This is a genomic window from Rhodothermales bacterium, from assembly GCA_041391505.1.
Classification (GTDB): domain Bacteria; phylum Bacteroidota; class Rhodothermia; order Rhodothermales; family JAHQVL01; genus JAWKNW01.
This window is the reverse complement of sequence record JAWKNW010000015.1, coordinates 1-24,474: the sequence shown is the minus strand read 5'-3', so window position 1 is coordinate 24,474 and position 24,474 is coordinate 1. Positions and strand designations below refer to the sequence as shown.

The following is a 24,474-nucleotide window of genomic DNA, read 5'->3' as shown; positions in this document are numbered from 1 at the left end:
CACCGCCCGGATGCCTCAGGCTGATGACGCGGTGCGGCCCGCGCCTCGTTCTTGCCCCCCGGCGGTGGAAAGAATTGCCGGTCGGGAAACGAGATTCGCCCATTTCACGCCGGGATTGGCCCGGAATGGCTTTTGCGTTCGGGGCCCTCATCATTTCGTTCACGGTTTAATTTGTCGATCTCATGGCAACAATCCAGCAAAACAAGCAGGTGTGGGACGGCTCCTACAACTGGCAAGAACAGGGCAACGAGTGGTCGGCATCGTGGGGAGGTCCCGAGATGCAATGGCATGCCAGCTTGCTGCCGCGTCTTTATCCCTTCCTGCCGGCGGACACCATCCTCGAGATCGCGCCGGGCTACGGCCGGTGGACCCATTTCCTCAAGGAACAGTGCCGCGAACTGCATCTGGTGGAGCTCTCCCAGGAATGCATCGATGCCTGCCAGAGCCGTTTCGCGGATCAACGGCACATCAACTACCACGTCAACGACGGCCTCTCGCTGGCGATGATCGCCGACGACAGCATCGACCTGGCGTTCAGCTTCGACTCGCTCGTCCATGCCGAGCAGGACGTGATCGTCGCGTACCTCCAGCAGCTGCGGCGCAAGCTGCGGCGCGACGGGGTGGCGTTCCTGCACCACTCGAACGTGGGTGCGATGGACCCCTACATGCAGGCGATCAAGCATCTGCCGGCCCCCGAACTGGAGGCGCTGGGGATCGTCCGGCCGATCGACCACTGGCGGGCGCACAGCGTCAGCGCGGCGTCGTTTCATCAGGCGGCGCGGCAGGCCGGCCTGGCCTGCATCAATCAGGAAACGATCAACTGGCTGGATACCCCGCTGACCATCGACTGCATCTCGATCGTGACGCAGCCCGGTTCGAAGTGGGCGCGCCCGCATCGCCTGACGCGCAACCCGCAGTTCATGGAAGAGGCCGCCCACGCCGCGCGCATCGCGCGGGCTTATGGCTTTGCCGAAAAGACCGTCACGCCCGCCGTTCACACCCTAGCTATCTGACCGATGACACCGGATCGCCCGACCCCTGAACGTCTGCGGCTGCTGCACGTCCACACGTTCTACCCCGAAGCCACCGAACAGCTGTACCGCGCCCATCCCGAACTGAAGAGCGCGCCGTACGATGTCCAGATCAAGGCCGTACTCGACGACGGCGTGGCGGCGTCGCACATCTTCACGCCCTATCTCGCCGGCCTGGGCTACGAGGCCCAGTTCGTCGTGGCGGACAACCCGTACGCCCAGGCGCAGTGGCTGCGCGAGCACGTGACTGAACGCGCGCCGATCGACCAGAACTCGTGGGTCAAGGAAATCGTCCGCAAGCAGGTGGCCCATTATCGGCCGGACATCTTCTACACGGCGAACCCGGTGCTCTTCGACACCGCCTTCATCGCATCGCTGCCATATCGCCCCCGGCTCGTCGCCGGCTGGCGCGCGGCGGACATCGATGCGCGCCACGACTGGTCCGGCTACGATCTCATCCTCTCCGGCCTGCCGTTGCTCCTCGACGCCGTCCGGGAGGGCGGCGCCCGCGCCTCCGCCTTCTTCTTTCCGGGGATCCCCCAGATGGTGGCGGAGGACGCGCGCGGCGCGAAACATGCGCTGGACGTGATGTTCTCGGGGTCCTGGACGACGCAGCAGCACGAGACGCGCAACCGCATGCTCGAACGCGTGGCGGAGGCGTCGAAAGGCGAGATGCCGTTCTCGTTCGCCCTCTACACCGATCCCGGCCGGCTGCCGGTGCCGGCAACCCTCCAGCCCTTCGTCCAGAACCCCGTCTTCGGACGCGCGATGCACCGCGCGCTCGGCCAGGCCCGCATCGTGCTCGACGCGCGGGCGGACCATAGCCTGCGCTCGGACGCCGGCCGCCGCGACCTCGGCGGCGCCGATACGGTCAACATGCGGCTGTTCGAGGCCACGGGCGCCGGCGCGTTCCTCCTGACGCAGCATCTCCCGGATCTGCACCGGTACTTCGAGCCGGGGCGCGAGATCGAAACGTACCGCGACCACGACGAGCTGATCGAAAAAATCCGGTACTACCTCGCGCACCCCGACGAACGCGAGGCCATCGCGCGGCGCGGCCAGGAACGTTGCCTGCGCGACTACGCCATGCCCGAACGGGCGCGCGTGTTCGACCGCCTGATGCGGGCGCACATCCGGCAACCCGAACCCGCGCCTCCCGCGAGACGGCCGGCGCAGGCTCCCAAACCGGCGGCACAGCCCGAGCCGGCCCGTCAGGCCGTCGAATCGGTGGAGGGCCTGCTGCGCACCGCGATCGACACCTTCAAGACGGGCCAGTACCAGCAGGCCTTCCAGACGGCGACGCGCGTCAAAGCGATGCGGCTGCCGCTCCTGAACGTCGACTACCTGCGGGCCGCCTGCCTGCTGCATCTCGGCAAGCCCTTCGACGCCCGCGAGGCGCTCCGGGAAGAACTGCACCACTTCCCGGACAACGCGAACGCGAAGGTGCTGCTCGACCAGGTGCTGAAAAGCGTCCCCGACGTCTCGCACATCGACGACGCCGAGTTCAAGGAGCTGCTCGCGCTGATCCGTCCGCATACGATGGTCCCGGAGGCGCGGCTGTATTCGCTGTACACCCAGGCAAAGCGGATCTGCCAGGAAGACCTCCCCGGTAACTTCGTCGAGTGCGGCGTGGCCCGGGGCGGGTCGACGGCGCTGCTCGGCCTCGTCATCCAGCGCTACAGCCGCCGGCCGCGGCATCATTTCGCCTTCGACACCTTCTCCGGCATGCCCGAGCCGACGGTGCACGACACCCAGAACGGCATCCCCGCGGACGACACCGGCTGGGGCACCGGCACCTGCGCCGGCTCGGTCGACGGCGTCCGGGAGATCTGCGATGCGCTGGGGATTTCGTCGTACGTGTCCCTCGTCCCGGGCTACTTCGAGGACACCCTCGCCGGCGCCAGACAGGAGGTAGGCCCGATCGCGCTCCTCCACCTCGACGCCGACTGGTACTCGTCCACCATGACGATCCTGAACGAATTCTACGACCAGGTCGTCCCCGGCGGCGTGATGCAGTTCGACGACTACGGATGCTGGGAAGGCTGCCAGAAAGCCACCGACGAATTCCAGCAATTCAACAGCCTCTCCTTCCCCCTCCAGCCCGTCCCCGGCGACAACCAGGGGATGTGGATGGTGAAGGCCTAGCTTCGCGTTCGAGGGTCGACGTTCGAGGTTCAAGGTATGATGCCTGCACGTCGACCCTTTCGCCTTGACCATGGAACCTGCAACCTTGAACCCGATCCCCATGCCATCCATCCTCCACGTCATTGAAAACATGGACGCCGGCGGGGCTACCCGGGCGGCGATCACGACGGCGCGAGCTTCGGCGCGGCTCGGGGGCTACGCGCACCGGATCGCGGCGCTCGGCGGCGCGTCCGACGAGGCGAAGGCGCTCGCGCGGCAGGCGGGGGTCGACGTGCTCGACGCGCCCGACACGGCCGCGCTGCACGCCGCCATCGAGGCGGCGGACATCGTGCAGATCGAGTGCTGGAATGCGCCCGGGATGATGCGTTTTCTGCACACCGCGTTTCCCGCATGCCGGCTGGCGATGTGGCACCATGTCGCCGGCACCTCGGCGCCCCAGCTGATCTCGCCGGCGCTCGCGGAGATGGCGGACCTGACCATCGCCTGCAACCCGTTCACCTACGAGACCAACGCCGTCTTCCAGCAGCTGCCGGAAGAACGCCGGGCCATGGTGCTCGCGCCGGCGGATCTGGACCGGGTCCGGGGCGTCGCGCCCCGACCGCATCAGGGTTTCAACGTCGGCTACATCGGCACGGTCAGTTTCGTCAAGATGCACCCGGACTATGTCCCGATGAGCGCCTCGATCCAGATTCCCGGGGTGCGCTTCGTCGTTTGCGGGGATGGTATCCAGGCGCAGCTGAAGCAGCAGGCGGCCGCGCTGGGCGCGGCGGATCGGTTCGACTTCCGCGGCTACGTGGCGGATATCGCGCCGGTGCTCGAAACGATGGATGTGTACGGCTATCCGCTCTGCGAAGAGACCTACGCGGCAGCGGAATTGAACCTCCAGGAAGTCATGTACGCCAGCGTCCCGCCGGTCGTCTTCCCGTATGGCGGCGTCGTCCGCCTCGTGGAGCACGAGCAGACGGGGATGATCGTGGATTCGGCCGCGGCCTACCGCGAGGCGATCGAATACCTCTACCATAACCCCGACGAGCGGCTGCGGATGGGCCGCAACGCCGCGGCGCATGCCCGGATGCACTTCGGTGCCGAAAACGCCGCGGTCGCGATGAATGCCTGCTACGAGCGGCTCCTCGCACAGCCCAAACGGCCCCATGCCTGGCCCGGCGGATCGGGCGCGGCGCTCTCCGGCGCGCAGCTGCTGGCCGACTCGCTCGGCGACGCCGGCGCCGACCTGCGGTGCAGCCTCGCCGGCGGCGACACGCCCGCCGTGCTCGAGGCCGAGCGACGCATCGGGGCGTCGAGCTTCCTGATGTACAACAGCGGGTTTTTCCGCTACGGGCGGCACGCGCCGCAGGACACGCACCTCCGGCTCTGGTCGGGGCTGTACCTCGAAGCCCACGGATCGCCGGGGCCGGCGCTCAACGAGTATGCGCAGGCGTTTCAGGGCGGGCTGCAGTCGTGGCGCATCCAGTGGTATTTCGCGCGGACGCTGCGCGCCCTGGGCGAGCACGCGAAGGCGCGCCCGATCTACGAGGCGCTGCGGCGCACCGTGGCCGACTTCGACGCCCTGACGGGCGACGACGCGTACCTCGAACAGCCGGCGGCGGCCGTAAAACCCGCTGCCCCGCGCGTGACGGCGCTGGTGTCGACCTACAAATCCGAGGCCTTCATGGAGGGCTGCCTGGACAATCTCGTCAACCAGACGCTGTACAAACAGGGCGGCCTCGAGATCGTCGTCATCGACGCGGCAAGCCCTGAAAACGAACGGGCGATCGTCGAACGCTTTCAGCAAAGCTACCCCGGCATCCGGTACGAACGCGCCGCCGAACGCGAACCGCTGTACGCCAGCTGGAACCGCGGCATCCGGATGGCGGCCGGCCCGTACCTGACGAGCGCCAACACCGACGACCGGCACCGCGCCGACGCCCTCGAGACGATGGCCGACTGTCTCGACGCGAGTCCGGAGATCGCCCTGGTGTATCCCGGGCAGATCGACACGAGCGTCCCGAACGAGACGTTTGCGACGACCTCGTCGAAGAAGCTGCTCGACTGGCCCCCGTATACGTATCGCGAACTCGAACGCCATTGCATCATCGGCTCGCAGCCGATGTGGCGGAAACGGCTCCACGCTACGTACGGGCTGTTCCGGGAGGAATTTATCTCCGCCGGCGACTACGAATTCTGGCTCCGGGTCGGCAAACACGAGCCCTTCTACCGGCACCCCGAGACGCTCGGGCTGTACTTCCGGAATCCCGCCGGCATCGAACACGGCGCCGCCACGGGCAAGCGGGAAACGATCCGCATCTGGGAAGAATACGGCATGTTCGAGCGGGGCGTCCTGACGATCCTGGACGGGCAGCTGTTTACCCGCGCCCACATCGCGCGCTATTTCCCGGAAGGCGGTTTCGAGCCGACGCGTCCGCTCACGGAATACATCACGCTGTTTCAGCAGTGCCTGGCGCAACGCGACATCGCGCAGGCCGCGCGCATCGCCGACCAGGCCGTGCGGAGTTTCCCGAAAGCGCCCTACCCCTTCGTTCTGCGCGCCATCACATCGCGCATGCAGGGACAATTCGGGCACGCGCTCGAAGCGATCGAGGCGTCGCTGAAGCTCGAAGAAAGTCCGGAAGCCCTCTACGAGCTGATCCAGACGTCGCTCGCCACGCAGCACCGCTCCGAGGCCGTGCGTACGGGCGAGTACCTCCGGGAGCGCTACCCGGCGTGGGCGCACATGGTGGAGTCGATGGCGTTGTAGGAGCCGATCGGGAAAAGACGGTAGCCGGGAGTCGCTCCGTTACGGAGTATTCGAGAGCCGGTCGATGGGCGTCAGCTCGACTTTCCGGAATTCGACCTCCGAGCCTTCGGCCTGGAGCGCGATCTGGCCGTGATCTACCGTCGCGTTAAACCCGTCGTTGACGAGATCGCCGTTGACCCAGACGCGGATCGTGTTGCCGACGGTTTCGATGACCATCGTATTCCACTCGCCGACGGGTTTCTCCGAGCCGTCCGTCAGGTTGAGGATGCGGCGCGCTTTCCCTTCGGTGATGCCCCACTCTGATTTCGGGCCGCGGCGGGTTTCCATGTCGGGCACCTCGATGTCGGCCACGATGCACCAGAAATCGCCGGCATTTTCGTGCATCATCTGCACCTCGATCGATTGGGGAAACATCTGGTACAGCGCCCGCGGCGTCGAGGCGTGCACCAGCGCGCCGGCATTGCCGGGCTCGCCGGCGAAGCGGTATTCAAGTTCGAGGCGGTAGTTCTGGTAGACGGCATCCGTGATCAGGTGCCCCTCGGGCGTGCCGGCGCTGACCAGCAGCCCGTTGCGGACGAAAAACGGGCTGGCTACCGAGCTGGTGTCCATCGCCGGGACATCCACATGCCAGCCGGTGAGGTCGCGACCGTTGAACAGCGCGACGGGTTGCTGCGGCGCAGCGCAACCGACGGCGCCGATGGCGAGCAGAAGCAGAACGAAGAGGCGATACGGCATGGCGGTATGGGGGGATGGTGGTGTGATGCCGCAATATACGCCAGCATTACCCATTGCCGTCGAGCCGACGCGACATCAGCAGGTACCCGTCCCGCGCTTCGAAGCCCCTGGCGCCGTACAGCCGGCGTGCCCGGTCGTTGTCGCGACCTACTTCCAGATGCAACGCGCGCACGCCGAAGGGCGCCACGGCGTCCGGCAGCAGGTCCAGCACGGCGCTCCCGATCCCGCGGCCGCGAAAGGCTTCATCGAGAAAGAACTCGTCGACGAACGCATCCCTTCCGCCGAATTCGATGGAGTAGCCGAAGCACACCGCCACGTACCCGGCCGGCACCCCATCCACATCGATCAGCCAGATCCGGCCAAACGCGTTATCTCCCAGCAGCGGTCGCACCGCCTCGGCAGCCGATCCGGCCGGGATGCCTTCAAACCGGTGATAGGCGCCGACGAAGGCGTCGACGGCCGGCAGATCGGCCGGCTGGGCGTGTCGGAGTTCCAGTTTCATCGTTCGATGGTCTTCCGGGTCGCATGGAGGTCGCACCACATCAGCACCTTCCCCACGAACGCGTCGCCCACCCGAATCGCGCGCGGCTCGGTGCCGTACGGTTCAAAACCGCACGCGGCATACAGCTGTTGCGCCGCGGCGTTCGTGTCGGATACCGTCAGGAGGACGTGATGCAGGTTCGCATGCCGGCGCGCCTCGTCGAGGACGGCCTCGACCAGCCGGCGACCTAGGCCCTGCTGCCGGTAGGCCGGGCGGACGTACATCCCGAACAGCGTGGCCTTGTGGCGCAGTTTCTCCCGGCGATGAAACGACAACCCGGCCACGCCGGCGATCCGGCCTGCGTCCATCGCCCCGAACACCCGATCGGCCGCTCCGTCGCCCGCTGCCAGACGCGTTTCCCACCACGATAGCGCGAGCCCCGCGCGTTCCTCCGGCGTGGAGGTAAAGGCATCCGGGTGCGCCGCGTATGCTTCGAGCATCAGCGCGCGGTACGCGCCGGCGTGCGCCGTCGTCAGCCGTTCGATGTGCAGCGGATCGGGCGTCATGAGGCCTCCCGGTACCGCTCCGGCGCGTAGCGATGCGCGAGGTAGCCATCCGCGGCGGCGAGATCCAGATCCTGGACGAGCACGCCTTCCTCGCCGTAGGGCAGGTGCGCCCGCATCGTGCCGGCCGGATCGATGAGCGTCGTGGCCGATTCCTGGTACCGCATCGCGTAGTTGACGCTCGCGAAATAGATTCGGTTTTCGATGCTGCGCATCATCATCGCCTTCTCGTAATAAGGACTCTCCGCCGCCCCCCACCGGCTGAGCACGACGCCCTCGCGGTCGCTCCCCGTGAGCTGGGGGTGGAAGACGATGTGCGCGCCGCGCCGCGCCGCCCAACGCACGGTCTCGGGATAGCGCCAACCTTCGTGGCAGATGGCGATGCCGAACTTCAGTCCGTCGACCTCGAACAGCCGGCGCGTGTCGCCGGGCACGTAGTTGCGCTCTTCGCTGGGATCGACCTGATTTTTGGTCTGGACGCCCTGCATGCTTCCCGAGGCGTCGAAAACGACCGACGCGATCTGCCGGCCCTCGGGCGCCCGGCGCTCCGTCCCCAGGATGGTGGCGATGCGGTAGTGTTTGGCCCATCCCCCCACAGCGCCCAGAACGCGCTCCGCATCGGCCTCGGTGAACGCCGGCACCTCGAAATCCAGCCCGCGCAGTCCGGGCAGATAGGCTTCGGGGAAACAGACGATGCGCGCGCCTTCGGCCGCCGCGACTGCCATCAGGCGTTCGACGCGCGCCAGGCCGTCGTCGACGGACGATGCAATGCGGGGAGAAGCAAGCGCGATGCGCATGGATGTGGGCTCCAGGTCTGGATTAGGAGAATCGAGAGCGAGTCATACCGGGGGGATGGCCCGATGCGGGCGACGCTCAGCCATACTCCGGGCCGGCGTTCGCGCCGATCGAACCCCCCGTGGCCCGGCCAGGATCCACATCCGAAGCCCGGCCGAGCCGCATCCGGATGAAGCGGCGCTGCAGCGTCAACCCGCGTTCCGCCAGCCGGCGCGGGCGTTCCGGATCCGCGGGGTCGATGTCGATCAAAACCGGCTGCCCCGCGAATCGCGCGAGCATCTCGTCGACGAGTTGCAAGGCGATCCGATCGGTATCGCCAACGACCGGTCCGATGTACGTGGCCACGCGCCCTTCGCGGGCCAGCGCGTACCCCGCCGGGGATCCCGCGTCGGCGCGCCACACGACCGGCCGGCAGGCCGCTTCGGCCGCGAGCCGTTCGAGCAGCCGCGACCGGTCCGCGCCGTACGCCGCCCGGTCTAGCGGGTAGACGCCGGCGAGCGGTTCCTCGGCCCGATCCCGAACATCCCATGTGCCCCGGGGGCTTCCCTCCCAGCGCTCGACATCCGACTCCCGGACGAATCCCAGCGAGGCGTACAGCGGCCGGCCCGCCGGCGTGGCGTCCAGCATGACGGTCCGCACGCCGCGCCGCTCGAGGTAGGTCAGCGCCTGCCGCATCAACGCCCGCCCGATACCCTGCCGGCGCGCGTCGGCATGCACGATCATCATCCCGATCCAGGCCAGATCGTCGCCGTAGGTCGTGGTAGTGACGGTGCCGATGAGCCGGCTTCCGCGGCGGGCCGCAAAACAGCCCGCCGGCTCGAGGTCCAGCAGGCGGCGCCAGTCCGCCAGGGTCTGATTCCAGCCCTGCGCCGTGCTCAACGCCAGCGCGTCTTCGGCATCGTCCGCTTCGAGCAGGCTCGGCGTCATATCCGGTAGGTTCATGCGGTCTTCCTGGGGAAAAGATGCCGGGCCGGCGAGCGAACGGTTGGGGGTCGATGCGCCCGTCGTTATCATGGGTCGTACCCCAACCTCGCCGAGGCCGTCATGAAATTCCTCGTTGCACGCCTGCCCGTCTGGATCGTTCTGGGTCTGGGCCTCCTCTCGTTACCCGCGGTCGACCCGCCGCCGGCCGATTGGCCGACCAACGGCGGCACCCTGTCGAATCAGCGCTACGCCCCGCTCTCACAGATCGACCGAACCAACGTCGCGTTGCTGAAAGGCGTCTGGCACGTTCGCCTCGACGGCTCCGGCATGGGGACCCGGTTCTCCGGCGAGGCGCAGCCCATCGTGCATGAGGGGACCCTGTTCATCGTGACCGGCGCGGACGATGTCTTCGCCCTCGACGTGGCGACCGGGGCGCGGCGCTGGACCTACGAGGCCCACCTCGATCCCAACCTGACGGGCATCTGCTGCGGCTGGACGAGCCGCGGCGTCGGGCTGGGCGACGGGATGGTGTTCGTCGGACAGCTGGACGGCAAGCTGGTGGCCCTCGACGAGCGGACGGGCGCCGTGCGCTGGTCGGTCCAGGCCGAACGCTGGCAGGAGGGCTACGTGATCACCAGCGCGCCCCTGTACTACGACGGCCTCGTCATCACGGGCTTCGCCGGCGCCGAATACGCCATGCGCGGCCGCGTGAAAGCCTACGATGCCCGGACGGGCGATCTGGTCTGGACGTTTTACACCATCCCGGGACCCGGCGAGATCGGGCACGAGACCTGGCCGCAGGACAACGAGCTGTGGAAATATGGCGGCGGGTCGGTCTGGCAGACGCCGGCCGTCGACCCGGACCTCGGCCTGCTCTATTTTTCCACGGGCAACCCGGGGCCTGACTTTAGCGGAGTGGATCGCGCCGGCGACAACCTGTTCGCCTCCTCGGTTCTGGCGCTCGAGTTCCGCACCGGCGCCTACCGGTGGCACTACCAGGCCATCCATCACGATCTGTGGGACTATGACCTGCCCACGCCGGTCGTCCTTTTCGACGCGGAGATCGACGGCCGGATGCGCAAGGGCCTCGCCGCTACGGGCAAGACGGGATGGGTCTACCTGCTGGACCGCGTGACGGGCGAGCCGCTGATCGGCATCGACGAGCGCCCGGTGCCGCAGGAGCCGCTGCAGGCCACGGCCGCCACGCAGCCCTACCCTGTTGGCGACGCCTATGCGCCGCAGGATATCGACATCGCCCCGGAGGGATACGACCTGGTCAACGGGGGTCGCATCTTCACTCCTTTTCTCACCGAGGGCGTCGTGATGCGCCCCTCGCAGGGCGGCGGCGCCAACTGGCCGCCGAGTTCGTACGACCCGGTCCATCATCGCTACTTCGTCTGCTCGCGCGACGGCATCGGTCTGTACCGGGGCGGGCCCGGGTTCGACGATCCGCCCGAGGCCGGCAAACAGTTCCTCGGCGGCCGGTTCGGGGGCATCGCGCAGACGTCACACGGCATCTTCGCGGCCATCGACGTGACCACGAATCGGCTCGTGTGGCGGCAGCGATGGAGCGACACCTGCTACAGCGGATCGGTGGCGACGGCCGGCGGCCTGGTCTTCGTCGGCCGCAACGACGGCCGGTTCACCGCGCTCGACACGGACACGGGGCGCCGGCTCTGGGAGTTTCAGACGGGCGCCGGCGTGAACGCGCCGGCCAGCGTCTTCGAACATGATGGCAAGGAATACATCGCGGTCTACGCCGCCGGCAACCTGTTCGCCGGCTCGGAACGCGGCGACCACGTATGGCTCTTCGGGCTCGACGGCGCGCTCGAACCGGTGGCGCGGGTCGATTCTTCGGTCCCTGCGTCGACCCGCTACGCCGACGCAGGTCCGCCCGACCCCGCAAACGGACGCCGGCTCTTCCTCGAAGCCTGCCAGTTCTGCCACGGCGAAACCGGCGAAGGCGGACACAACGGCGCGCCGCTGACGTCGATGCGCGACCACGACCTGGCGTTTCAGACAGTCACGAGCGGCCGGTACAACATGCCCTCCTTTGCATCGATCCTCACCGATGCCGAACGGCGGGATGTCGTGGCGTACGTGGTCGACGTGCTGAACAAACGGTAAAAATCCGTCATCGGGCCGTAATGCCGGGCCAGTCGTCGGTCCGGAAGGGCGAAGCCGGCAGGCCGGCGCCGTTGACGAGGTTGACCGCCGGGTTGGCAGCCCATCCGTAGCGCACCGCCACCGGCTCGGCGACGTCCGGGCTGTACACGTTGACCGTCTCGCCATCGATGTTGGCCTCGGCCCAGTGAAAGACCCGGTCCGCGCCGGCGATCGTGAAGCCTTCGAGGTCCTGCCCCCCGTCAGCCGCGAGCCCGTCGGCGTGGTCGAACGTGAGCCGGACGGTCGGGCCTTCAACGGTCATCGAGCGATACACCGGGCCGTAGGCGGCGAGCGCCTCGCCATACACCTGTCGGCGTGCGAGCAGCGCGAGCCGGCGACCGACTTCCTGCTTGTTTTTCGGGTGGATGTCCGCCGCCTCGCCGATGTCGATCGTCACCGCCATGCCGGTGTTGGGGAGCGACAGCGTCATCGTCTGCGCCTCGCGCAATTCGGCCCAGTCATCCTCCACGGGGTGCTGCGGTCGCTCCTTGAAGTTGGCGAGCTGGACGAAGAGGAAGGGGAAGTCGCCCTGCCCCCATTGCGCCCGCCAGTCCGAAATCATCGTCGGAAACAGCGTGCGATACTGGTAGGCGCGACCGGTGTTCGACTCGCCCTGATACCAGATCGCCCCGCGGATTCCGTAGGGAATGATCGGCGCCAGCATCCCGTTGTAGAGCACGGTCACCTGGTTCGGATTCCGGGGCGAAGCCGGCTGCGGGGGCAGATCCCGCACATCGTATCCGACGCGGCACATCCACACGCCCGCCAGCGACTGCGGCGGCGCGCCGGCCCGGCCGAGCGACAGGGCGCCCGGGTCGCCGTAAAACCCGCCGCCGCCGCCCGTGTCCTCGATCCGCACGGCGATGACGTTGCGCCCGGCCTTCACGAGCGCACCCGGCACGGTGTACGTGCGCATGGCGTTAAACGCCGCGATGCCGCCGACGCGGACGCCGTTGAACCAGGTGTCGTCGTTGTCGTCGATCAGCCCCAGGTTGAGCGTGAGGTCGCGCCCCGCCCACGAGGCCGGCACCGTCACCTCACGGCGAAACCACACGACGCCGTCGAAGCCCGGCAGGCCGGCTTCCTCCCAGAGCCGCGGCACCTCCATCGTTTTCCATCCGCCGGCGTCGGCACCGGGCTGATACCACCACCGGGTTGAGTCTGCATCCTGCCGGCCGGCGTCGCTCGCGCGGGCATCGGCGCGCCAACGCGCCATCGCCGCATCGTAGGCCGCAACCTGCTCCTCGACGGTGCCGCCCCCCGCCGGCGCGAGGGTGTTCACCGCCTCGACGAAATCGGGCATCTCCCGGAGCGCGCCGGCGCTGGTCCACGCCTCGGCGATGGTCCCGCCCCACGAGCTGTGGATGAGGCCGATCGGGACGTCGAGGGTCCGATGCAGATCCCTCCCGAAGAAGTAGGCGACAGACGAAAATTCCGCCACGGTCTCGGGCGTCGTGGGCTGCCACCCGGTGTTGGGCACCTCGGTCTGCGGAGAAAACGCTACGGTATGTTCGGCCTGCCAGAGCCGGATAGGCGGAAACGACGCCGCCGCGATCTCCTTTTCGTAGTCCTTGACCCGTCCCCAGCCGGCGAGCGGCATCTCCATGTTCGACTGTCCCGATCCCACCCATACCTCCCCGACGAGCACGTCGGAGAACACGGTCGTGTCGGCCCCCGCGATCACCAGCTCATAGGGCCCGCCGGCCTGCAGCGGCGCGAGATCCACGCGCCACGTGCTGTCGGGCGCCACCCGGGCGCGGTGCGACTGCCCGTCGATCTCAACGCGGACCGTGCCGCCCGGCAGGGCCGTGCCCCAGACCGGGACGTTCATGTCGCGCTGCAACACCATGTGGTCCCCGAAGATGCTCGGTACCGCGATGTCCGCCGCCGGCGGGGTCGTGTCGCAGCCCCAGAGGAGCGCGGCGAGCAGCGCGAGGCGCAGGGAATGGGAGGATTTCATGGGATCAGGGGGATGGCGGACTATTTCCGGGGTTTCGCCGCGAGCGCGGCCTCGTTCTCGCGCAGCCGGCATTGCGCGATCCGGGCGATCAGGTCGTACGGGATGGGTTCGCTGAGCGGGATCTGCAGGTTGCCCTTCTCGCCGCGGTAGCGGGCGATCTCGGCCCGCAGGGCCTCGTCGCCTTTGACGGGAGGATACAGACCGATGTGTTTTTTGTAGGCCGCGAAATAGAGCACCGTGCCGTTCAGGGTCAGAGCCGGCATGTTGTAGCTGATCGTTTCTCCGCAGTCCGGAATCGCCGCCCGGAGCGTGGCCCGAATCTCGTTGAGGATCGCCTGGATCTCATCGGGAAAGGTGGCGATATAGGCGTCGATGCTCGCGTGTTTAACGGTAGGACTCATGCGTGAAACCGGGTTCATGCCTACTCACATGCCGGCGTCGTAGAAATACTCCTCGCGCACGATCTTCCCATCCTTGACGGTGAAGAGGCCGACCTCGTCCATCTGCATCCGGCGGCCGGACGGCTTGTGGGTGATATCGTACTGAAAGCCCACGACAAACCGGTCGCCATGCGGCCAGGGGCCCGTGACGGCGGCGGAATGCACCTCGTGGTTGGCCACCCACCATTCGCTCTTCGCCTTGAGCGCGGCCAGGCCGTGCGCCTCTTTTTCGACGCCCTCAGGCACCCAGGCTTCGACGCTCACGGCATCGTCGGCGAAAAGGGTGGCGATGGCTTCGGCATTTTTGCCCTGCCGGCACAGGTCGACGAGCTTGCGGGCGATGTCCATGGTGTTCACAGGCGTTCCTCGGATTCTGGCGTGGAAAATGGCGGGATAAACTACGTCGCGCCGAACAGCATTGCGAGCGCGCCCGGCTGAATTCATCCGACCGGATGCCGCCCCCATCGCTTCTGGTACACCCAGAACGAGCGGTCCTGAAACACCGGGTCGCGTTCGGGGCCCGGTGGAAGCCGGCCGATTCGTACAGGCGATGCAGCGCGAACAGTCCGATGGGAGCCGGCAGCAGGATGAAGCCGCGCAAGATCGCCTTGCGCGCCGAGACGGTGCCTTTCCAGGGATCACAGCAACCACTCCACGGGAAGACGCGACAGGATCCAGATCCCCAGCCGCTGGAGCACCGTCGTGCCGGGCTCGACATCGTGCCGACGTTCGCCGTCCGGCGTCCACTCGATCCACTGCAGCCGCTTGCCGTCCTCCGCCAGCCGCACCGCGTAGGTCGTGAGCGACAGGCCGGCATCGAACAGCAATCCCAGGTCATGAGCGAGCCGGGGCGAATCGAGCACCAGCCCCATCTCGGTATTCAGCCGGGCCGAACGGGGGTCGAAGTTGAACGACCCGACGAACAGGTGCTGACCGTCCAGCGCAAAGGTTTTCGCATGCAAACTCGCCCCGGAGCTGCGTCCCAGCCCCTCGGTTTCCCGCCGCTGCCCCCATCCCCGCTTGAGCTCGAACAGCTGGACGCCGGCCCGGAGCAGCTCGCGGCGGCGCTTCGCGTAGCCGGCGTGCACAACGCCCACGTCGGTCGACTCCAGCGAGTTGGTGAGCACGCGGACCCGCACGCCGCGGGACGCGAGGTTCTGGAGGGTGGCCGACCCCTCCGACGCCGGCACGAAATAAGACGACACCAGATCGAACGACGCGCGGGGCGGGCCGATTGCATCGAGCAGCCGGGTCAGCAGCAGCGACTCGGGCCGGGCGGGCCCGCCGAGGGTTTTTACCGGGTCGTCGTACACGAGCCGGGCATCGGTCCAGATGAGTTGCCGCACAAGCGGTTCGAGCAGGACGTGCCGCTGCCGGGCGAGAAACGCGACGGTCTCCTCTTTCGCGTGGTTGGCGGTGAATGCGGCGCGCAGCCGCTCGCCGGCGCCCGGCGAGGCCGGCCCGACCACCGCGTCGCTCGGGCATGCCGAGGCGCTGTGCCAGTAGGCCTCGAACATGGCCGAGACGTCGGCCGCGGCGGGGCCGATGGCCAGGACATCCAGATCCGCGAACGCCGTCCCCTCACCCGATGCAAAATATTCGTCGCCGACGTTGCGCCCGCCGACGATGGTCGCCACCCCATCGATGGTGAACGACTTGTTGTGCATCCGCCTGTTCGAGCGATGGAAATCCGTCACGGCGTTCAACAGCCGGTAGCGCCGCCACCGGAGCGCATTGTAGATCCGGATCTCGATGTTCGGGTGACTGGCCAGGTCCGCGATGACCTGATCCATGCCCTCGGTGGTGGCGTCGTCCAGCACCAGCCGGATCCGCACCCCGCGTTCTGCGGCGCCCCAGAGGGCCTCGAGCATCAGATGCCCCGTCTCGTCGGCGTGCCACATGTAATACAGCGCGTCGATCGTGCGCTCGGCGGCGAGGGCGAGCGCGGCGCGGGCGGCGTACGCCTCGCCGGCGTCGGAAAGCAGTCGGACGCCGGTCTGCCCCGGATGCTCGGCGATGCCTTGCGCGATCGGGCGTTGCGGGAGAGACCGGGTTTGTTCAGCGGCTTTCATGGGTGGCTCGGGCGGCAGCGTCCGCGACAAACCGGTCGCATGGCGCACGTCCGCATTTCTCGGCAGAGCACGGGATCGCGTCGTATATGATACGCGATATCATGCTCTTAGGCCTCATCGCGGCCTGCGCGCTGCGGAATGGCGGTCTCTACGCTTGTCGATGGCGTGTGGGCGGGTTGCGATTCACCGGGTCGACAAACAGCACGGCGGTCGCCGCCATGAAACGCGCATGGACTGCCGGGCTCAGACCTCCGGGGGAGGATCCTGTCGGTCGGCGAGCTGGTGATAATGCTCGCTGGCGCGCCGAAAGGTTTCGCGGTCGTCGACATGGCGCGCAGCGTGGGCCAGACCGAGCCAGACATCGGCGTCATCGGGCAGGCGCTCGCTCGCGTCCGCCAGGAGATCGACGGCTTCGGCGTGCCGGCCGGCATCCATGTACAGCTTGCCCAGGCTGGTGACCACCGCCGGCTCGTAGGGCGCCTGGAGCCGGGCCTGCTCGAAGGCGTCGAGGGCACCGTCGCGGTCGCCATGCCGGAGGCGGATGAGCCCCACGCGGACAAGCACGGTCACCGGTGGATGGTTTTCGTTGAACGACGCGGCGTAGGCCTGCAGCATCGTTTCAGCCTCGTCGCCCCTGCCGCTCATCCGGAGCTGATCGTACAGCTCCCACACGGGCTGGGCATGACGCGGAAAGATCCGCGCCAGCTCGCGGATCTGGATTTCGGCTTCGTTCGGATCGGTCGTCCGCAGCCGGCGCGCGATACGCACGCCGTCGAGCAGGCGCTCGTTTTCGGCGGCTTTCATGGCGGCGCAGGCCGCGATGATGTCGGGCATGGGCTCGTCCCACTCGCGCGCGTCGAGCCCACCCTGCCGGCCCATCGCCAGCACGAGGCGCGACAGGCGCTCGGCGGCGAGGCCGTCGGCGCTGTGGTTCACATCCGCCAGATGCTGGTTCTGCCGCTGCACGACCGCCTTCGCGCGGCCGGGATCCATCAGGATCGCCGCGATCGCCTCCGGGAGGCGTTCGAGCCGGCGCACGACGAGCGGCCCCTCCACCCCCTGGTGCGCCAGGGGACGATCCGGATACATCGACACTGCAATAACGGGCCTCCGACGCAGCATGCCCTCCACCACGGCGTGCGACGGCTCCAGGCAGACGATCATGTCCGCCGCCCGCACCGCCTCGCCGGCCGTGCCGCGCACCACGAACACATCCCGGTAACCCTGCGCCTCCAGCCACGCCTCGTACGCCCGCGTCAACGCGGTCGGGTCGACACCGGCGGCCGCCAGCCCGGCCTCCTCCTCGGGGGCCGGCTCCACGATGAGTTGAAATCCGCCCTGCACGACGCGCGTGGCCGCGAGCGCCGCCTCGTGCAGCGCCACCGCGAACCGGAAACGCGACGCGAAGTCGGCCGCATCCCCGGCGAAAGGCGGCACGCGCAGCAGGACGGCCGGCCGATCCGGCGCCATCCCCAGCTTCAGCCGGGCATCGCGCATCCGCGCGCGCTCCTCGTCGATCCCTCCACCGGGCTCCGCCTTCCCCGGCCAGCCGGTGACGAAGACCTGCTCGGCCGGCACGCCGGCCTCGACGAGCCGGTCGCGGTCCAGACGGCTCCCCACCGCCGCATAGTCGGCGAAAAGCGATGGATACGGCACGGCTTCGAGGCCGTTGCCATACCATCCTTCCCCCAGCGCCAGCGTGGGCACCCGGGCGTCGCGCGCAAAACGCACGACGGCGCGCGCGGCATCCGAATGGTCGTCGCCGACGACGATCAGCCGGACGTCGTACGCGTGGAGCACGCGCTTGAGGGTGTCGATCGCCAGGATCTGCTCCTCGACACGCCGGCGCAGGGAGCGAAAAAACGGTGCGCCGGCCTCCTGCATCACCGACGGCGCGCCGGCAGCTGCTTGCGCCTGCAGCGCATCGACGCGACGCGCCGCCTCGGCAGCCGCCCTGGCGCGGAGCGCGGGCGTACGGAAGGCGTGCCAGTCCAGACACGGCACGCCGGCGGCGTGCGCCGCGTGCAGCGTCGGCCGCTCGCGCAGGGCATCGGCCTCCTTGAGGATGGGCACGAAGCCGGCCTCGGAGACCGTCCGCATCACGGCCACATAGGCGCGTCCGGCGCCGCGGGTCTCGTAAAACAGGATGCCGCGTTTCATCTCACGCATCGCCGCGCTCCCGGTGCAACGCCCACATGAAATAGGGATACGACCCATCTTCCAGCAATTCGGCGAGCGCCACCCCTTCGTAGGTCAGGGCCTCCCGGGCTTCCGGCGTGGCCGACCACGTCCGGGCAAGACCCCGGGCGCGGTCGGCGCGGTCGGCGACGGTTTCGACGGGTTCTTCCGGCCAGTGCCGGTCGAGCGCCGCCGCGATCTCCGCCGGCCGCACGGCCCAGTCGTGGCCGCACGCCGTGCAGGCGCACGCGCCCACCGGCAGCCCGGCCACCGTGGGCAGCAGCGCGGCATAAACCGCCCGACACGCCGCGCACCGTACGATCAGGTACGCGGCGTGGTGACGCGGTTCGATGCCCAGGATCGCTGCCTCCGGATTAAAGGTCTTGGCCTCGTTCATGCCGGCGGGGATCAAAGGGCGGTTTCTGTACGGACTGCCGTTTCGGACTGGATGAGCTGGTCCACTTTCTGGCGGATGGCGCCCTTCTGGAACAGGGGCGTGCGGAAATCCTTCTTCTTCTCCGTGGGAAGCGAAGCCAGCACCTTGCGCGTTTCCGTCACCTGATGGAACAGCGAATAGTGCTGTTCGACAAAGTCGCGGTACGCCTTCGAGCTGTAGACGTTGGAAGTGACCATGCCCACGGCCTCGTCGACCGTATTGAAGAGGACCTGCTCCGGCCAGATGCCGCCGGCGAACGGGAAGTTGTGCACGACCGGCTTGATGCCGCACGCCATCGCCTCGGCGATCGAATAGCCGAAGCTCTCGTGCATGGAGGTGGACAGCAGATACTGCTTGTCCGCCAGCCAGGCCCCGATGTCCTTCTGCCAGCCGTCGAACCGGACATTGTCCTTCAGGCCCATCTCGGCGACCATGTGGTTCCAGTAGATCTGCACGAGCGGCTCCTGAAACTGGCCGGCGACATAGAGTTTGTATCGGGCGTCGAACCGCACGAGCTTCGCCATGATCTGGAGCAGCAGCATCGGGTTCTTGCGCGAATGGATGTAGCCCACGCTCGCGATGTTGTAGCCCTGGCTGCGGGGCGTGAAGCGGTAGCGTTCCGTCGCCACGCCGTTGTGCACCACGCTCACCTGCACGCGCTCCTCGATGCCGGGCACCGTGCTGCGGAGGATGGTGATCAGATGTTCGGTGACCAGCATGAGCGAGTCCACGTTCTCCCACTGCACCTGCGCCGGCATCGGCGTAAACACCTCGTAGCGGTGCAGCCGGCAGACGATCGGTTTGCGGCGCGCCGCATCGAGCTTCGAGGCATGGACGATGAGTTCGTCGCACCACTCGAACCAGCAGATATCCGCCTGCTCCATCAGGGGCTCGACCTCCTCGATGCGCGAGATCACGGCCTTTTTGACGTCGTAGTGCCGGCTCAATCCGCCGATCAGATCGTCGAGGAACTGGTCGAAGCCGGCGCGGACGAACAGGGTCATCTTCCGCTTGCCCATCGAAAGGCTCGCATCGACGCCGGGGATGCGCTGCGGCACCGCGTCGATCTGGGAGAGCTGGCTGGCGTCGGCCACGAGGCGCGCCTTCCGGTACCATTCGAGCGCGTAGGGGAAATCGGACAACTGCTCGTACAGGTTGCCGAGCAGGTAGAGCACCTCGAACCGCTCGGGGGCCTGTTCGAGGGCGGCGAACAGCTGTTCTTCCGCCCGGGGAAACTGTTTACGCTCCATCGCCACGATGGCGCTGAAGAGATGATACAGCGCATCGCTGCCGTACGTCTTCTGCCACGTCACGAGCAGGGTGTCGGCTTCGGCGAGCTGTCCCTTCTGGATGTGCGCTTTGATGGTTTCTTTCGCGTCGAACTGGTGTTGATCCATGGCGATTGAGAGGTGTTTTTGTGGAGAAATGCGTTGCGGCGGTCAGGCCCAGCCGGCCAGCCGTAAAAACTCGGGCGGCAACCCGTCGCGGCTGCGCTCGAGAACGCGCAGCGCCTCGGCGGCCTCGTCGCTCGCGGCGACCGGGTCGTGGCCGGCGAGCAAGTCGGCGACCAGGCCGGCGGCCTGGCGTCCGCGGGTGTAGGATGTTTGCAGGACCTCGCCGCGCTTGCGAAGCAGGTCGGTGAACAACGGCAGCGTCAGCCGCCCCATATCCATGAGGTAGGCGGCGCCGACGCACATCGAGACGAGGTGCATGACGATCTTGTCCAGCGAATACCCGCTCCGGCCCGACAACGAGCCCTGCTGGTGCTGAACGAGCCGCATGTACCGGCCGGCGCGCGCGACGCGCACCCGGCGCTCGGGGTACCGGGCGCAGAGGCGGGCGAGGAAGACGTAGTCTTCGCTCACCTTAAAAAACGGTTCGGGTTCGGTGCCCCGCAGGTCGGGGGGCCGAAAGAGACTTCCGAGCGTGAGCACCTGCATCTCGCCTGTCGCGACGAGGTAGCAGAGCACTTCGAAGCCCGTCTTGCCGTCGAACCCCCGCCGGTCGTATTGCAGACCGATCTGCAGGGACTCGTTGAAGGCGTACACCGCCGGCATGGCGGTGAACAGGATGGTCTCGTCGCGGTCCATCCACGCCGTCGATTCCTCCAGAAAGGCATCCGCCTCGTTCAGGAAATCGTCGTCGTCGCAGAAGGCCAGATACGGGGTATCGACGAGGCGCATCCCCTCGCCGCGGGCGCAGGCGACGCCGCGGTTCGTTTCGTAGTGATGGACGCGGATGTCCGGCCGGCCGGCGGTCAGAAAGTGGAGATCGTCCAGCACCGCGGGGCTCGCCCCGTCGCAGATGATCTGGAGCGGCAGTCCATCCCACAACCCCTCGTCGAGGTAATGGGCGAAGAAGCGCAGCCGGTCGTAGATCGGCATGACGAACGTCACGTCGTCGTGCCGGCTGGCGCCATCGGACGTCGAGCGGGCTTTCTGTAGCTCGAGGATACTGTTCATGTAGACGAGGTGCCGGCGCCCGTGCGGGCGGGTACTTTTTGGAATGGCGGCCCATGGAGCGCGGCGCTCCGGGAGATGCCGTCTGGATGTGTGGAGGGCCGGAGACCAAAAACCCTGCCATGCCCCCCGCCGGGAGGCCGCGGCGCGCCGTTCGCCCCTCCGGATCGATGCCCGGCGTTTGCCGCCGCGTTGCCGCCGCTTCGCCGGGCAATTTCCGCCGACAATTCAGGAAAGATATGCCCGGCTTCCCGGGGCGATTACGCCATCGCGGCGCGATAGCCTGCCCCTGCCGGCTTGGCAAGTCCTTTGTAGAACAGCCCCGCACACCCAAACCACAGAACAGGTCATTATGCTGCTCAGACTCGAAAACAGCTACGAATCCATGACGTCGCACGTGCGTCAGGTCGAGCGCATCGCCAACAACCTGGCGAACGCCAGCACGGTGGGCTTTCGCAAGGACCGGGCGTTTACCGAGGTCCTCGCCGAGGGCCTGGACGCCGAAAACGCGCCCTACAGCACGCGCCAGCTCGGCCAGTGGGCCGATCAGGAACAGGGCAGCCTGCAGCAGACGAACGCGCCGCTCGACGTCGCGATCAACGGGCAGGGCTTCTTCGTGCTGACCGATCCCGAGACGGGCGCCACGCGCTACACGCGCGCCGGCCACTTCATCACGGACGAGGAAGGGACGCTGCGCACCCCGAGCGGGCTGGTCGTCGAAGGCCAGTCCGGATCGATCGAGATCCCCGAAGACGCGCTCGCCATCGAGATCCGCCGCAACGGCGAGGTCGTGGTGGACGACAGCATCGTCGGCCAGCTCCGCATCGTCCAGTTCGACACCCCGCAGAACCTGACGCGCATCGACGCGGCGTCCTTCGTCGCCAACGGCGTCGAGCCGACGGACGTCGACGAGCCCTCGGTGTCCCAGGGGCAGCTCGAAATGAGCAACGTCAATGCCGTGCGCGAAATGACGGACCTGATCGCGTACAGCCGGCTCTTCGAAGCCCAGCAAAAGACGCTGACGACCGTGGATAACTACCTCGAGCGCGCGACGCGCGAACTGAGCAGATTCTAGGTTGATCGCTTTTGCGATCAACCGTTTCAGGGGGCAGGTTCAAGGTTCAAGGAGGATGGCTCGTTTACCGAGCCCAGGCCGCCCGAATCCTTGAACCTCAAACCTCGAACTTCAAACCAATCTCTCTCATGCCAGGCTGATCGCGATCAGCCGTTTCAGGGGGCGGGTTTAAGGTTCAGAGTGGATGGCTCGTTTACCGAGCCCAGGCCGCCCGAATCCTTGAACCTCAAACCTCGAACTTCAAACCAATCTCTCTCATGCTACGAGCACTCTGGACCGCCGCGCTGGGTATGCAAGCCCAGCAGCAAGGCGTCGACAACATCGCCAACAACCTGGCCAACGCGAACACGACGGGCTTCAAGCAGGCCAAGATCGTGTTTCAGGATCTCCTCTATCAGACCGTCCGCGCGCCCGGCGAGGGCGATGCCGGCACGTCGCAGCCGGCGACGCTGCAGATGGGCCATGGCGCCACGGCCATCGCCACGGTCCGCAACTTCCAGCAGGGCGGTCTGACCGAAACGCAGAACCCGCTCGACATCGCGATCAACGGGCAGGGCTTCCTGCAGATCACTCGCCCCGACGGCTCCGTCGCCTACACCCGCGACGGGACGTTTACGCTCAATTCCGACGGCACCATCGTCACCCAGAGCGGGCTGCGCCTGGAGCCCGAAATCACGATCCCGCCGGATGCGAGCCGCATCGACATCTCGCAGGACGGCGTCGTCATGGCGACCATCCCCGGTGAGGTTCAGCCGATGGAGCTCGGCCAGCTCGAACTGGCGCGGTTCAACAACGAAAACGGCCTCCTCTCGATCGGCGGCAACCTGTACGAGCAGACCAACGCCAGCGGCGAGCCGATCCTCGGCACGCCCGGGCAGGACGGTCTCGGCGGCCTCATCCAGGGATACCTGGAGAATTCCAACGTCCAGGTGGTCCAGGAGATGGTCAACCTCATCACCGCCCAGCGCGCCTACGAGCTCAACACCAAGGTGGTCACGACGGCCGACCAGATGTTGCAGCAGGCCAACCAGCTCAAACGGTGATATATCGCACCATGCATATCGCAATTCGCACATGGCATGTGCGGCGCTGTCTTTTCGCATCGCTCGCCATGTGCCTGTTACGATGTGTCCTGTGCGATGCCGTCGCGGCGCAGGCCCGCGAGAGCCTGTTGGTCGAAGCGGCGCAATCGGCCCTGGCGGAGCAGTATCCGGGTCACGAAGAGCGGATGGAGATTCGCCTGGTGCGCACGGGCGGCGACGCGCCGGCCGACGCGCCGCTCCGGGTTCGACTGCCCGCCGGCGCCGGCGTGCCGAAAGGCCGCATCCAGGCCAATCTCCAGGCCCTGTCGCCCGACGGCGCGTGGCAGGATGCCGGCTGGGCGCAGTTCTACGTCGCGCACTTCGACTCGGTAGCCGTACCGACGCGGGCCCTCAACAAGGACGCCGAGATCGGTCCGGACGACCTGGTCTTCGCCTGGATGGAAACGACCCGGTTCGCCGGCGATCCGCTGACGCCGGCGCTGCTGCGGGACCTGGCCACGGCTCCGCTCTTCGCGCACCGGCATCTCCAGGCGGACCGCGCGCTGCAGCGCACCGACGTCCGGCCGGCCTACGCCGCCGACACCGGCGAGCCGCTCGACATGATCTACCAGCGCGACCAGCTCACGCTGATCGTCAAAGGCCAGGCCCGCTCCCCGGGTTTTGTCGGCGACATCATCCGGTTCTACGCGCCGACGACCAAATCCATGTACAAAGTTCGCCTCACCGGGCCCGGCGCCGCGGAATGGCTTGAAACCCTAGACTGATCCGACCATGAACCCCAAACGCATCGCCGTCCTGAGCTGGCTCATCCTGCTGGCCTTCCTGTTCCTGCTGTTCATTCCCCGGCACGCCCTGGCGCAGCGGTCCATGTTCGCCGACGTCAAGGCATACCGCGTGGGCGACGCCATCACGATCCAGCTCGCCGAGCGCACCGCCGCCCAGCGCGAGAGCCAGTGGGAGCGCAGCAGCCGCTCGCGACTCGACAGCCAGAGCGGACTCGACGGCGGGACGGCGCTGAACGGCCAGTTCGGGCTCAACGCCACGTTCCAGAACGACGCCGAGCGGCGCAACGGAAGCGTCCAGTCGGATCTCCTCCGGGGCAACATGACCGCCATCATCGTGGCGGTCGACTCGCTTTCGGGCAACCTCGTCGTGCAGGGCGAACGCAGCCTGAACGTCAACGGCGAGACGCATCTCATGGAGGTGCGCGGCATGG

21 protein-coding genes are annotated in these 24,474 nt (G+C 67.4%); 8 read left to right on the top strand and 13 right to left on the bottom strand.

The window, feature by feature from the left end:
- The first annotated feature begins 182 nt into the window (after positions 1 to 182).
- From R2834_14730 to R2834_14720, 3 genes are all read left to right on the top strand, one after another.
- Complete coding sequence (locus R2834_14730; GenBank protein ID MEZ4701590.1) at positions 183 to 1,013, top strand: class I SAM-dependent methyltransferase; 831 nt, start codon at positions 183 to 185, stop codon at positions 1,011 to 1,013.
- 3 nt (positions 1,014 to 1,016) lie between these two features.
- Positions 1,017 to 3,176 carry a TylF/MycF/NovP-related O-methyltransferase gene (locus R2834_14725; protein ID MEZ4701589.1) on the top strand — a complete coding sequence of 720 codons (2,160 nt, stop codon included), beginning with the start codon at positions 1,017 to 1,019 and terminating at the stop codon, positions 3,174 to 3,176.
- A gap of 100 nt (positions 3,177 to 3,276) precedes the next feature.
- On the top strand, positions 3,277 to 5,931 hold the full coding sequence (locus R2834_14720; GenBank protein ID MEZ4701588.1) for a glycosyltransferase: 2,655 nt from the start codon (positions 3,277 to 3,279) through the stop codon (positions 5,929 to 5,931).
- A gap of 39 nt (positions 5,932 to 5,970) precedes the next feature.
- Here the strand turns inward: R2834_14720 and R2834_14715 are convergent, their stop codons facing one another.
- The 5 genes from R2834_14715 to R2834_14695 all read right to left on the bottom strand — a co-directional run bounded on the left by R2834_14715 (position 5,971) and on the right by R2834_14695 (position 9,447).
- Positions 5,971 to 6,666, bottom strand: a complete 696-nt coding sequence (locus tag R2834_14715; protein MEZ4701587.1) for a DUF1080 domain-containing protein — start codon at positions 6,664 to 6,666, stop codon at positions 5,971 to 5,973.
- A 46-nt stretch (positions 6,667 to 6,712) separates the two neighbouring features.
- Positions 6,713 to 7,168: a GNAT family N-acetyltransferase gene (locus R2834_14710; GenBank protein MEZ4701586.1), complete on the bottom strand. Its 456-nt coding sequence runs from the start codon at positions 7,166 to 7,168 to the stop codon at positions 6,713 to 6,715.
- The gene (locus R2834_14705; protein ID MEZ4701585.1) at positions 7,165 to 7,713 is read right to left on the bottom strand and encodes a GNAT family N-acetyltransferase; all 549 of its coding nucleotides are present in this window, start codon (positions 7,711 to 7,713) and stop codon (positions 7,165 to 7,167) included. The genes R2834_14710 and R2834_14705 overlap by 4 nt, the downstream gene beginning before the upstream one ends.
- The gene (locus tag R2834_14700) at positions 7,710 to 8,507 is read right to left on the bottom strand and encodes a carbon-nitrogen hydrolase family protein (GenBank protein MEZ4701584.1); all 798 of its coding nucleotides are present in this window, start codon (positions 8,505 to 8,507) and stop codon (positions 7,710 to 7,712) included. The genes R2834_14705 and R2834_14700 overlap by 4 nt, the downstream gene beginning before the upstream one ends.
- Positions 8,508 to 8,583: 76 nt before the next feature.
- Entirely contained in the window at positions 8,584 to 9,447 is an 864-nt protein-coding gene (locus R2834_14695) for a GNAT family N-acetyltransferase (GenBank protein ID MEZ4701583.1), read from the bottom strand.
- A gap of 102 nt (positions 9,448 to 9,549) precedes the next feature.
- Here R2834_14695 and R2834_14690 point away from each other — a divergent pair, with 102 nt between their 5' ends.
- Positions 9,550 to 11,556 carry a PQQ-binding-like beta-propeller repeat protein gene (locus R2834_14690; protein MEZ4701582.1) on the top strand — a complete coding sequence of 669 codons (2,007 nt, stop codon included), beginning with the start codon at positions 9,550 to 9,552 and terminating at the stop codon, positions 11,554 to 11,556.
- 7 nt (positions 11,557 to 11,563) lie between these two features.
- On the opposite strand, the gene R2834_14685 is transcribed toward R2834_14690, so the two are convergent.
- The 8 genes from R2834_14685 to R2834_14650 all read right to left on the bottom strand — a co-directional run bounded on the left by R2834_14685 (position 11,564) and on the right by R2834_14650 (position 21,143).
- Positions 11,564 to 13,555 (bottom strand): sialate O-acetylesterase, encoded by a 1,992-nt coding sequence (locus tag R2834_14685; protein MEZ4701581.1) that lies wholly within the window; start codon positions 13,553 to 13,555, stop codon positions 11,564 to 11,566.
- 20 nt (positions 13,556 to 13,575) lie between these two features.
- Positions 13,576 to 13,956, bottom strand: coding sequence for a DUF1801 domain-containing protein (locus R2834_14680; protein ID MEZ4701580.1), 381 nt, complete (start codon positions 13,954 to 13,956; stop codon positions 13,576 to 13,578).
- 24 nt (positions 13,957 to 13,980) lie between these two features.
- Complete coding sequence (locus R2834_14675; protein ID MEZ4701579.1) at positions 13,981 to 14,343, bottom strand: nuclear transport factor 2 family protein; 363 nt, start codon at positions 14,341 to 14,343, stop codon at positions 13,981 to 13,983.
- Between the two features lie 290 nt (positions 14,344 to 14,633).
- On the bottom strand, positions 14,634 to 16,067 hold the full coding sequence (locus R2834_14670; protein ID MEZ4701578.1) for a phospholipase D family protein: 1,434 nt from the start codon (positions 16,065 to 16,067) through the stop codon (positions 14,634 to 14,636).
- 243 nt (positions 16,068 to 16,310) lie between these two features.
- The gene (locus tag R2834_14665; GenBank protein MEZ4701577.1) at positions 16,311 to 18,227 is read right to left on the bottom strand and encodes a tetratricopeptide repeat protein; all 1,917 of its coding nucleotides are present in this window, start codon (positions 18,225 to 18,227) and stop codon (positions 16,311 to 16,313) included.
- A 1-nt stretch (position 18,228) separates the two neighbouring features.
- The gene (locus R2834_14660) at positions 18,229 to 18,642 is read right to left on the bottom strand and encodes a hypothetical protein (protein ID MEZ4701576.1); all 414 of its coding nucleotides are present in this window, start codon (positions 18,640 to 18,642) and stop codon (positions 18,229 to 18,231) included.
- An 11-nt stretch (positions 18,643 to 18,653) separates the two neighbouring features.
- Positions 18,654 to 20,078 (bottom strand): glycosyltransferase, encoded by a 1,425-nt coding sequence (locus tag R2834_14655; GenBank protein MEZ4701575.1) that lies wholly within the window; start codon positions 20,076 to 20,078, stop codon positions 18,654 to 18,656.
- Positions 20,079 to 20,120: 42 nt separating this feature from the next.
- Positions 20,121 to 21,143 carry a glycosyltransferase family A protein gene (locus tag R2834_14650; GenBank protein ID MEZ4701574.1) on the bottom strand — a complete coding sequence of 341 codons (1,023 nt, stop codon included), beginning with the start codon at positions 21,141 to 21,143 and terminating at the stop codon, positions 20,121 to 20,123.
- A 349-nt stretch (positions 21,144 to 21,492) separates the two neighbouring features.
- Here R2834_14650 and R2834_14645 point away from each other — a divergent pair, with 349 nt between their 5' ends.
- The 4 genes from R2834_14645 to R2834_14630 all read left to right on the top strand — a co-directional run.
- Positions 21,493 to 22,215 (top strand): flagellar hook-basal body protein, encoded by a 723-nt coding sequence (locus R2834_14645; GenBank protein MEZ4701573.1) that lies wholly within the window; start codon positions 21,493 to 21,495, stop codon positions 22,213 to 22,215.
- 257 nt (positions 22,216 to 22,472) lie between these two features.
- The gene (gene flgG / locus R2834_14640) at positions 22,473 to 23,258 is read left to right on the top strand and encodes a flagellar basal-body rod protein FlgG (GenBank protein ID MEZ4701572.1); all 786 of its coding nucleotides are present in this window, start codon (positions 22,473 to 22,475) and stop codon (positions 23,256 to 23,258) included.
- Positions 23,259 to 23,326: 68 nt separating this feature from the next.
- Entirely contained in the window at positions 23,327 to 24,022 is a 696-nt protein-coding gene (locus tag R2834_14635; protein ID MEZ4701571.1) for a flagella basal body P-ring formation protein FlgA, read from the top strand.
- Positions 24,023 to 24,029: 7 nt separating this feature from the next.
- On the top strand, positions 24,030 to 24,474 hold a 445-nt coding region (locus R2834_14630; GenBank protein ID MEZ4701570.1), incomplete at its 3' end, for a flagellar basal body L-ring protein FlgH.

What these genes read in the sequence shown, in the direction of transcription:
- R2834_14730 (MEZ4701590.1), top strand. Translation starts at nt 183, where the DNA reads ATGGCAACAATCCAGCAAAACAAGCAGGTGTGGGACGGCTCCTACAAC.
- R2834_14725 (MEZ4701589.1), top strand. Translation starts at nt 1,017, where the DNA reads ATGACACCGGATCGCCCGACCCCTGAACGTCTGCGGCTGCTGCACGTC.
- R2834_14720 (MEZ4701588.1), top strand. Translation starts at nt 3,277, where the DNA reads ATGCCATCCATCCTCCACGTCATTGAAAACATGGACGCCGGCGGGGCT.
- R2834_14715 (MEZ4701587.1), bottom strand. Translation starts at nt 6,666, where the DNA reads ATGCCGTATCGCCTCTTCGTTCTGCTTCTGCTCGCCATCGGCGCCGTC.
- R2834_14710 (MEZ4701586.1), bottom strand. Translation starts at nt 7,168, where the DNA reads ATGAAACTGGAACTCCGACACGCCCAGCCGGCCGATCTGCCGGCCGTC.
- R2834_14705 (MEZ4701585.1), bottom strand. Translation starts at nt 7,713, where the DNA reads ATGACGCCCGATCCGCTGCACATCGAACGGCTGACGACGGCGCACGCC.
- R2834_14700 (MEZ4701584.1), bottom strand. Translation starts at nt 8,507, where the DNA reads ATGCGCATCGCGCTTGCTTCTCCCCGCATTGCATCGTCCGTCGACGAC.
- R2834_14695 (MEZ4701583.1), bottom strand. Translation starts at nt 9,447, where the DNA reads ATGAACCTACCGGATATGACGCCGAGCCTGCTCGAAGCGGACGATGCC.
- R2834_14690 (MEZ4701582.1), top strand. Translation starts at nt 9,550, where the DNA reads ATGAAATTCCTCGTTGCACGCCTGCCCGTCTGGATCGTTCTGGGTCTG.
- R2834_14685 (MEZ4701581.1), bottom strand. Translation starts at nt 13,555, where the DNA reads ATGAAATCCTCCCATTCCCTGCGCCTCGCGCTGCTCGCCGCGCTCCTC.
- R2834_14680 (MEZ4701580.1), bottom strand. Translation starts at nt 13,956, where the DNA reads ATGAGTCCTACCGTTAAACACGCGAGCATCGACGCCTATATCGCCACC.
- R2834_14675 (MEZ4701579.1), bottom strand. Translation starts at nt 14,343, where the DNA reads ATGGACATCGCCCGCAAGCTCGTCGACCTGTGCCGGCAGGGCAAAAAT.
- R2834_14670 (MEZ4701578.1), bottom strand. Translation starts at nt 16,067, where the DNA reads ATGAAAGCCGCTGAACAAACCCGGTCTCTCCCGCAACGCCCGATCGCG.
- R2834_14665 (MEZ4701577.1), bottom strand. Translation starts at nt 18,227, where the DNA reads ATGAAACGCGGCATCCTGTTTTACGAGACCCGCGGCGCCGGACGCGCC.
- R2834_14660 (MEZ4701576.1), bottom strand. Translation starts at nt 18,642, where the DNA reads ATGAACGAGGCCAAGACCTTTAATCCGGAGGCAGCGATCCTGGGCATC.
- R2834_14655 (MEZ4701575.1), bottom strand. Translation starts at nt 20,078, where the DNA reads ATGGATCAACACCAGTTCGACGCGAAAGAAACCATCAAAGCGCACATC.
- R2834_14650 (MEZ4701574.1), bottom strand. Translation starts at nt 21,143, where the DNA reads ATGAACAGTATCCTCGAGCTACAGAAAGCCCGCTCGACGTCCGATGGC.
- R2834_14645 (MEZ4701573.1), top strand. Translation starts at nt 21,493, where the DNA reads ATGCTGCTCAGACTCGAAAACAGCTACGAATCCATGACGTCGCACGTG.
- flgG (MEZ4701572.1), top strand. Translation starts at nt 22,473, where the DNA reads ATGCTACGAGCACTCTGGACCGCCGCGCTGGGTATGCAAGCCCAGCAG.
- R2834_14635 (MEZ4701571.1), top strand. Translation starts at nt 23,327, where the DNA reads ATGTGCCTGTTACGATGTGTCCTGTGCGATGCCGTCGCGGCGCAGGCC.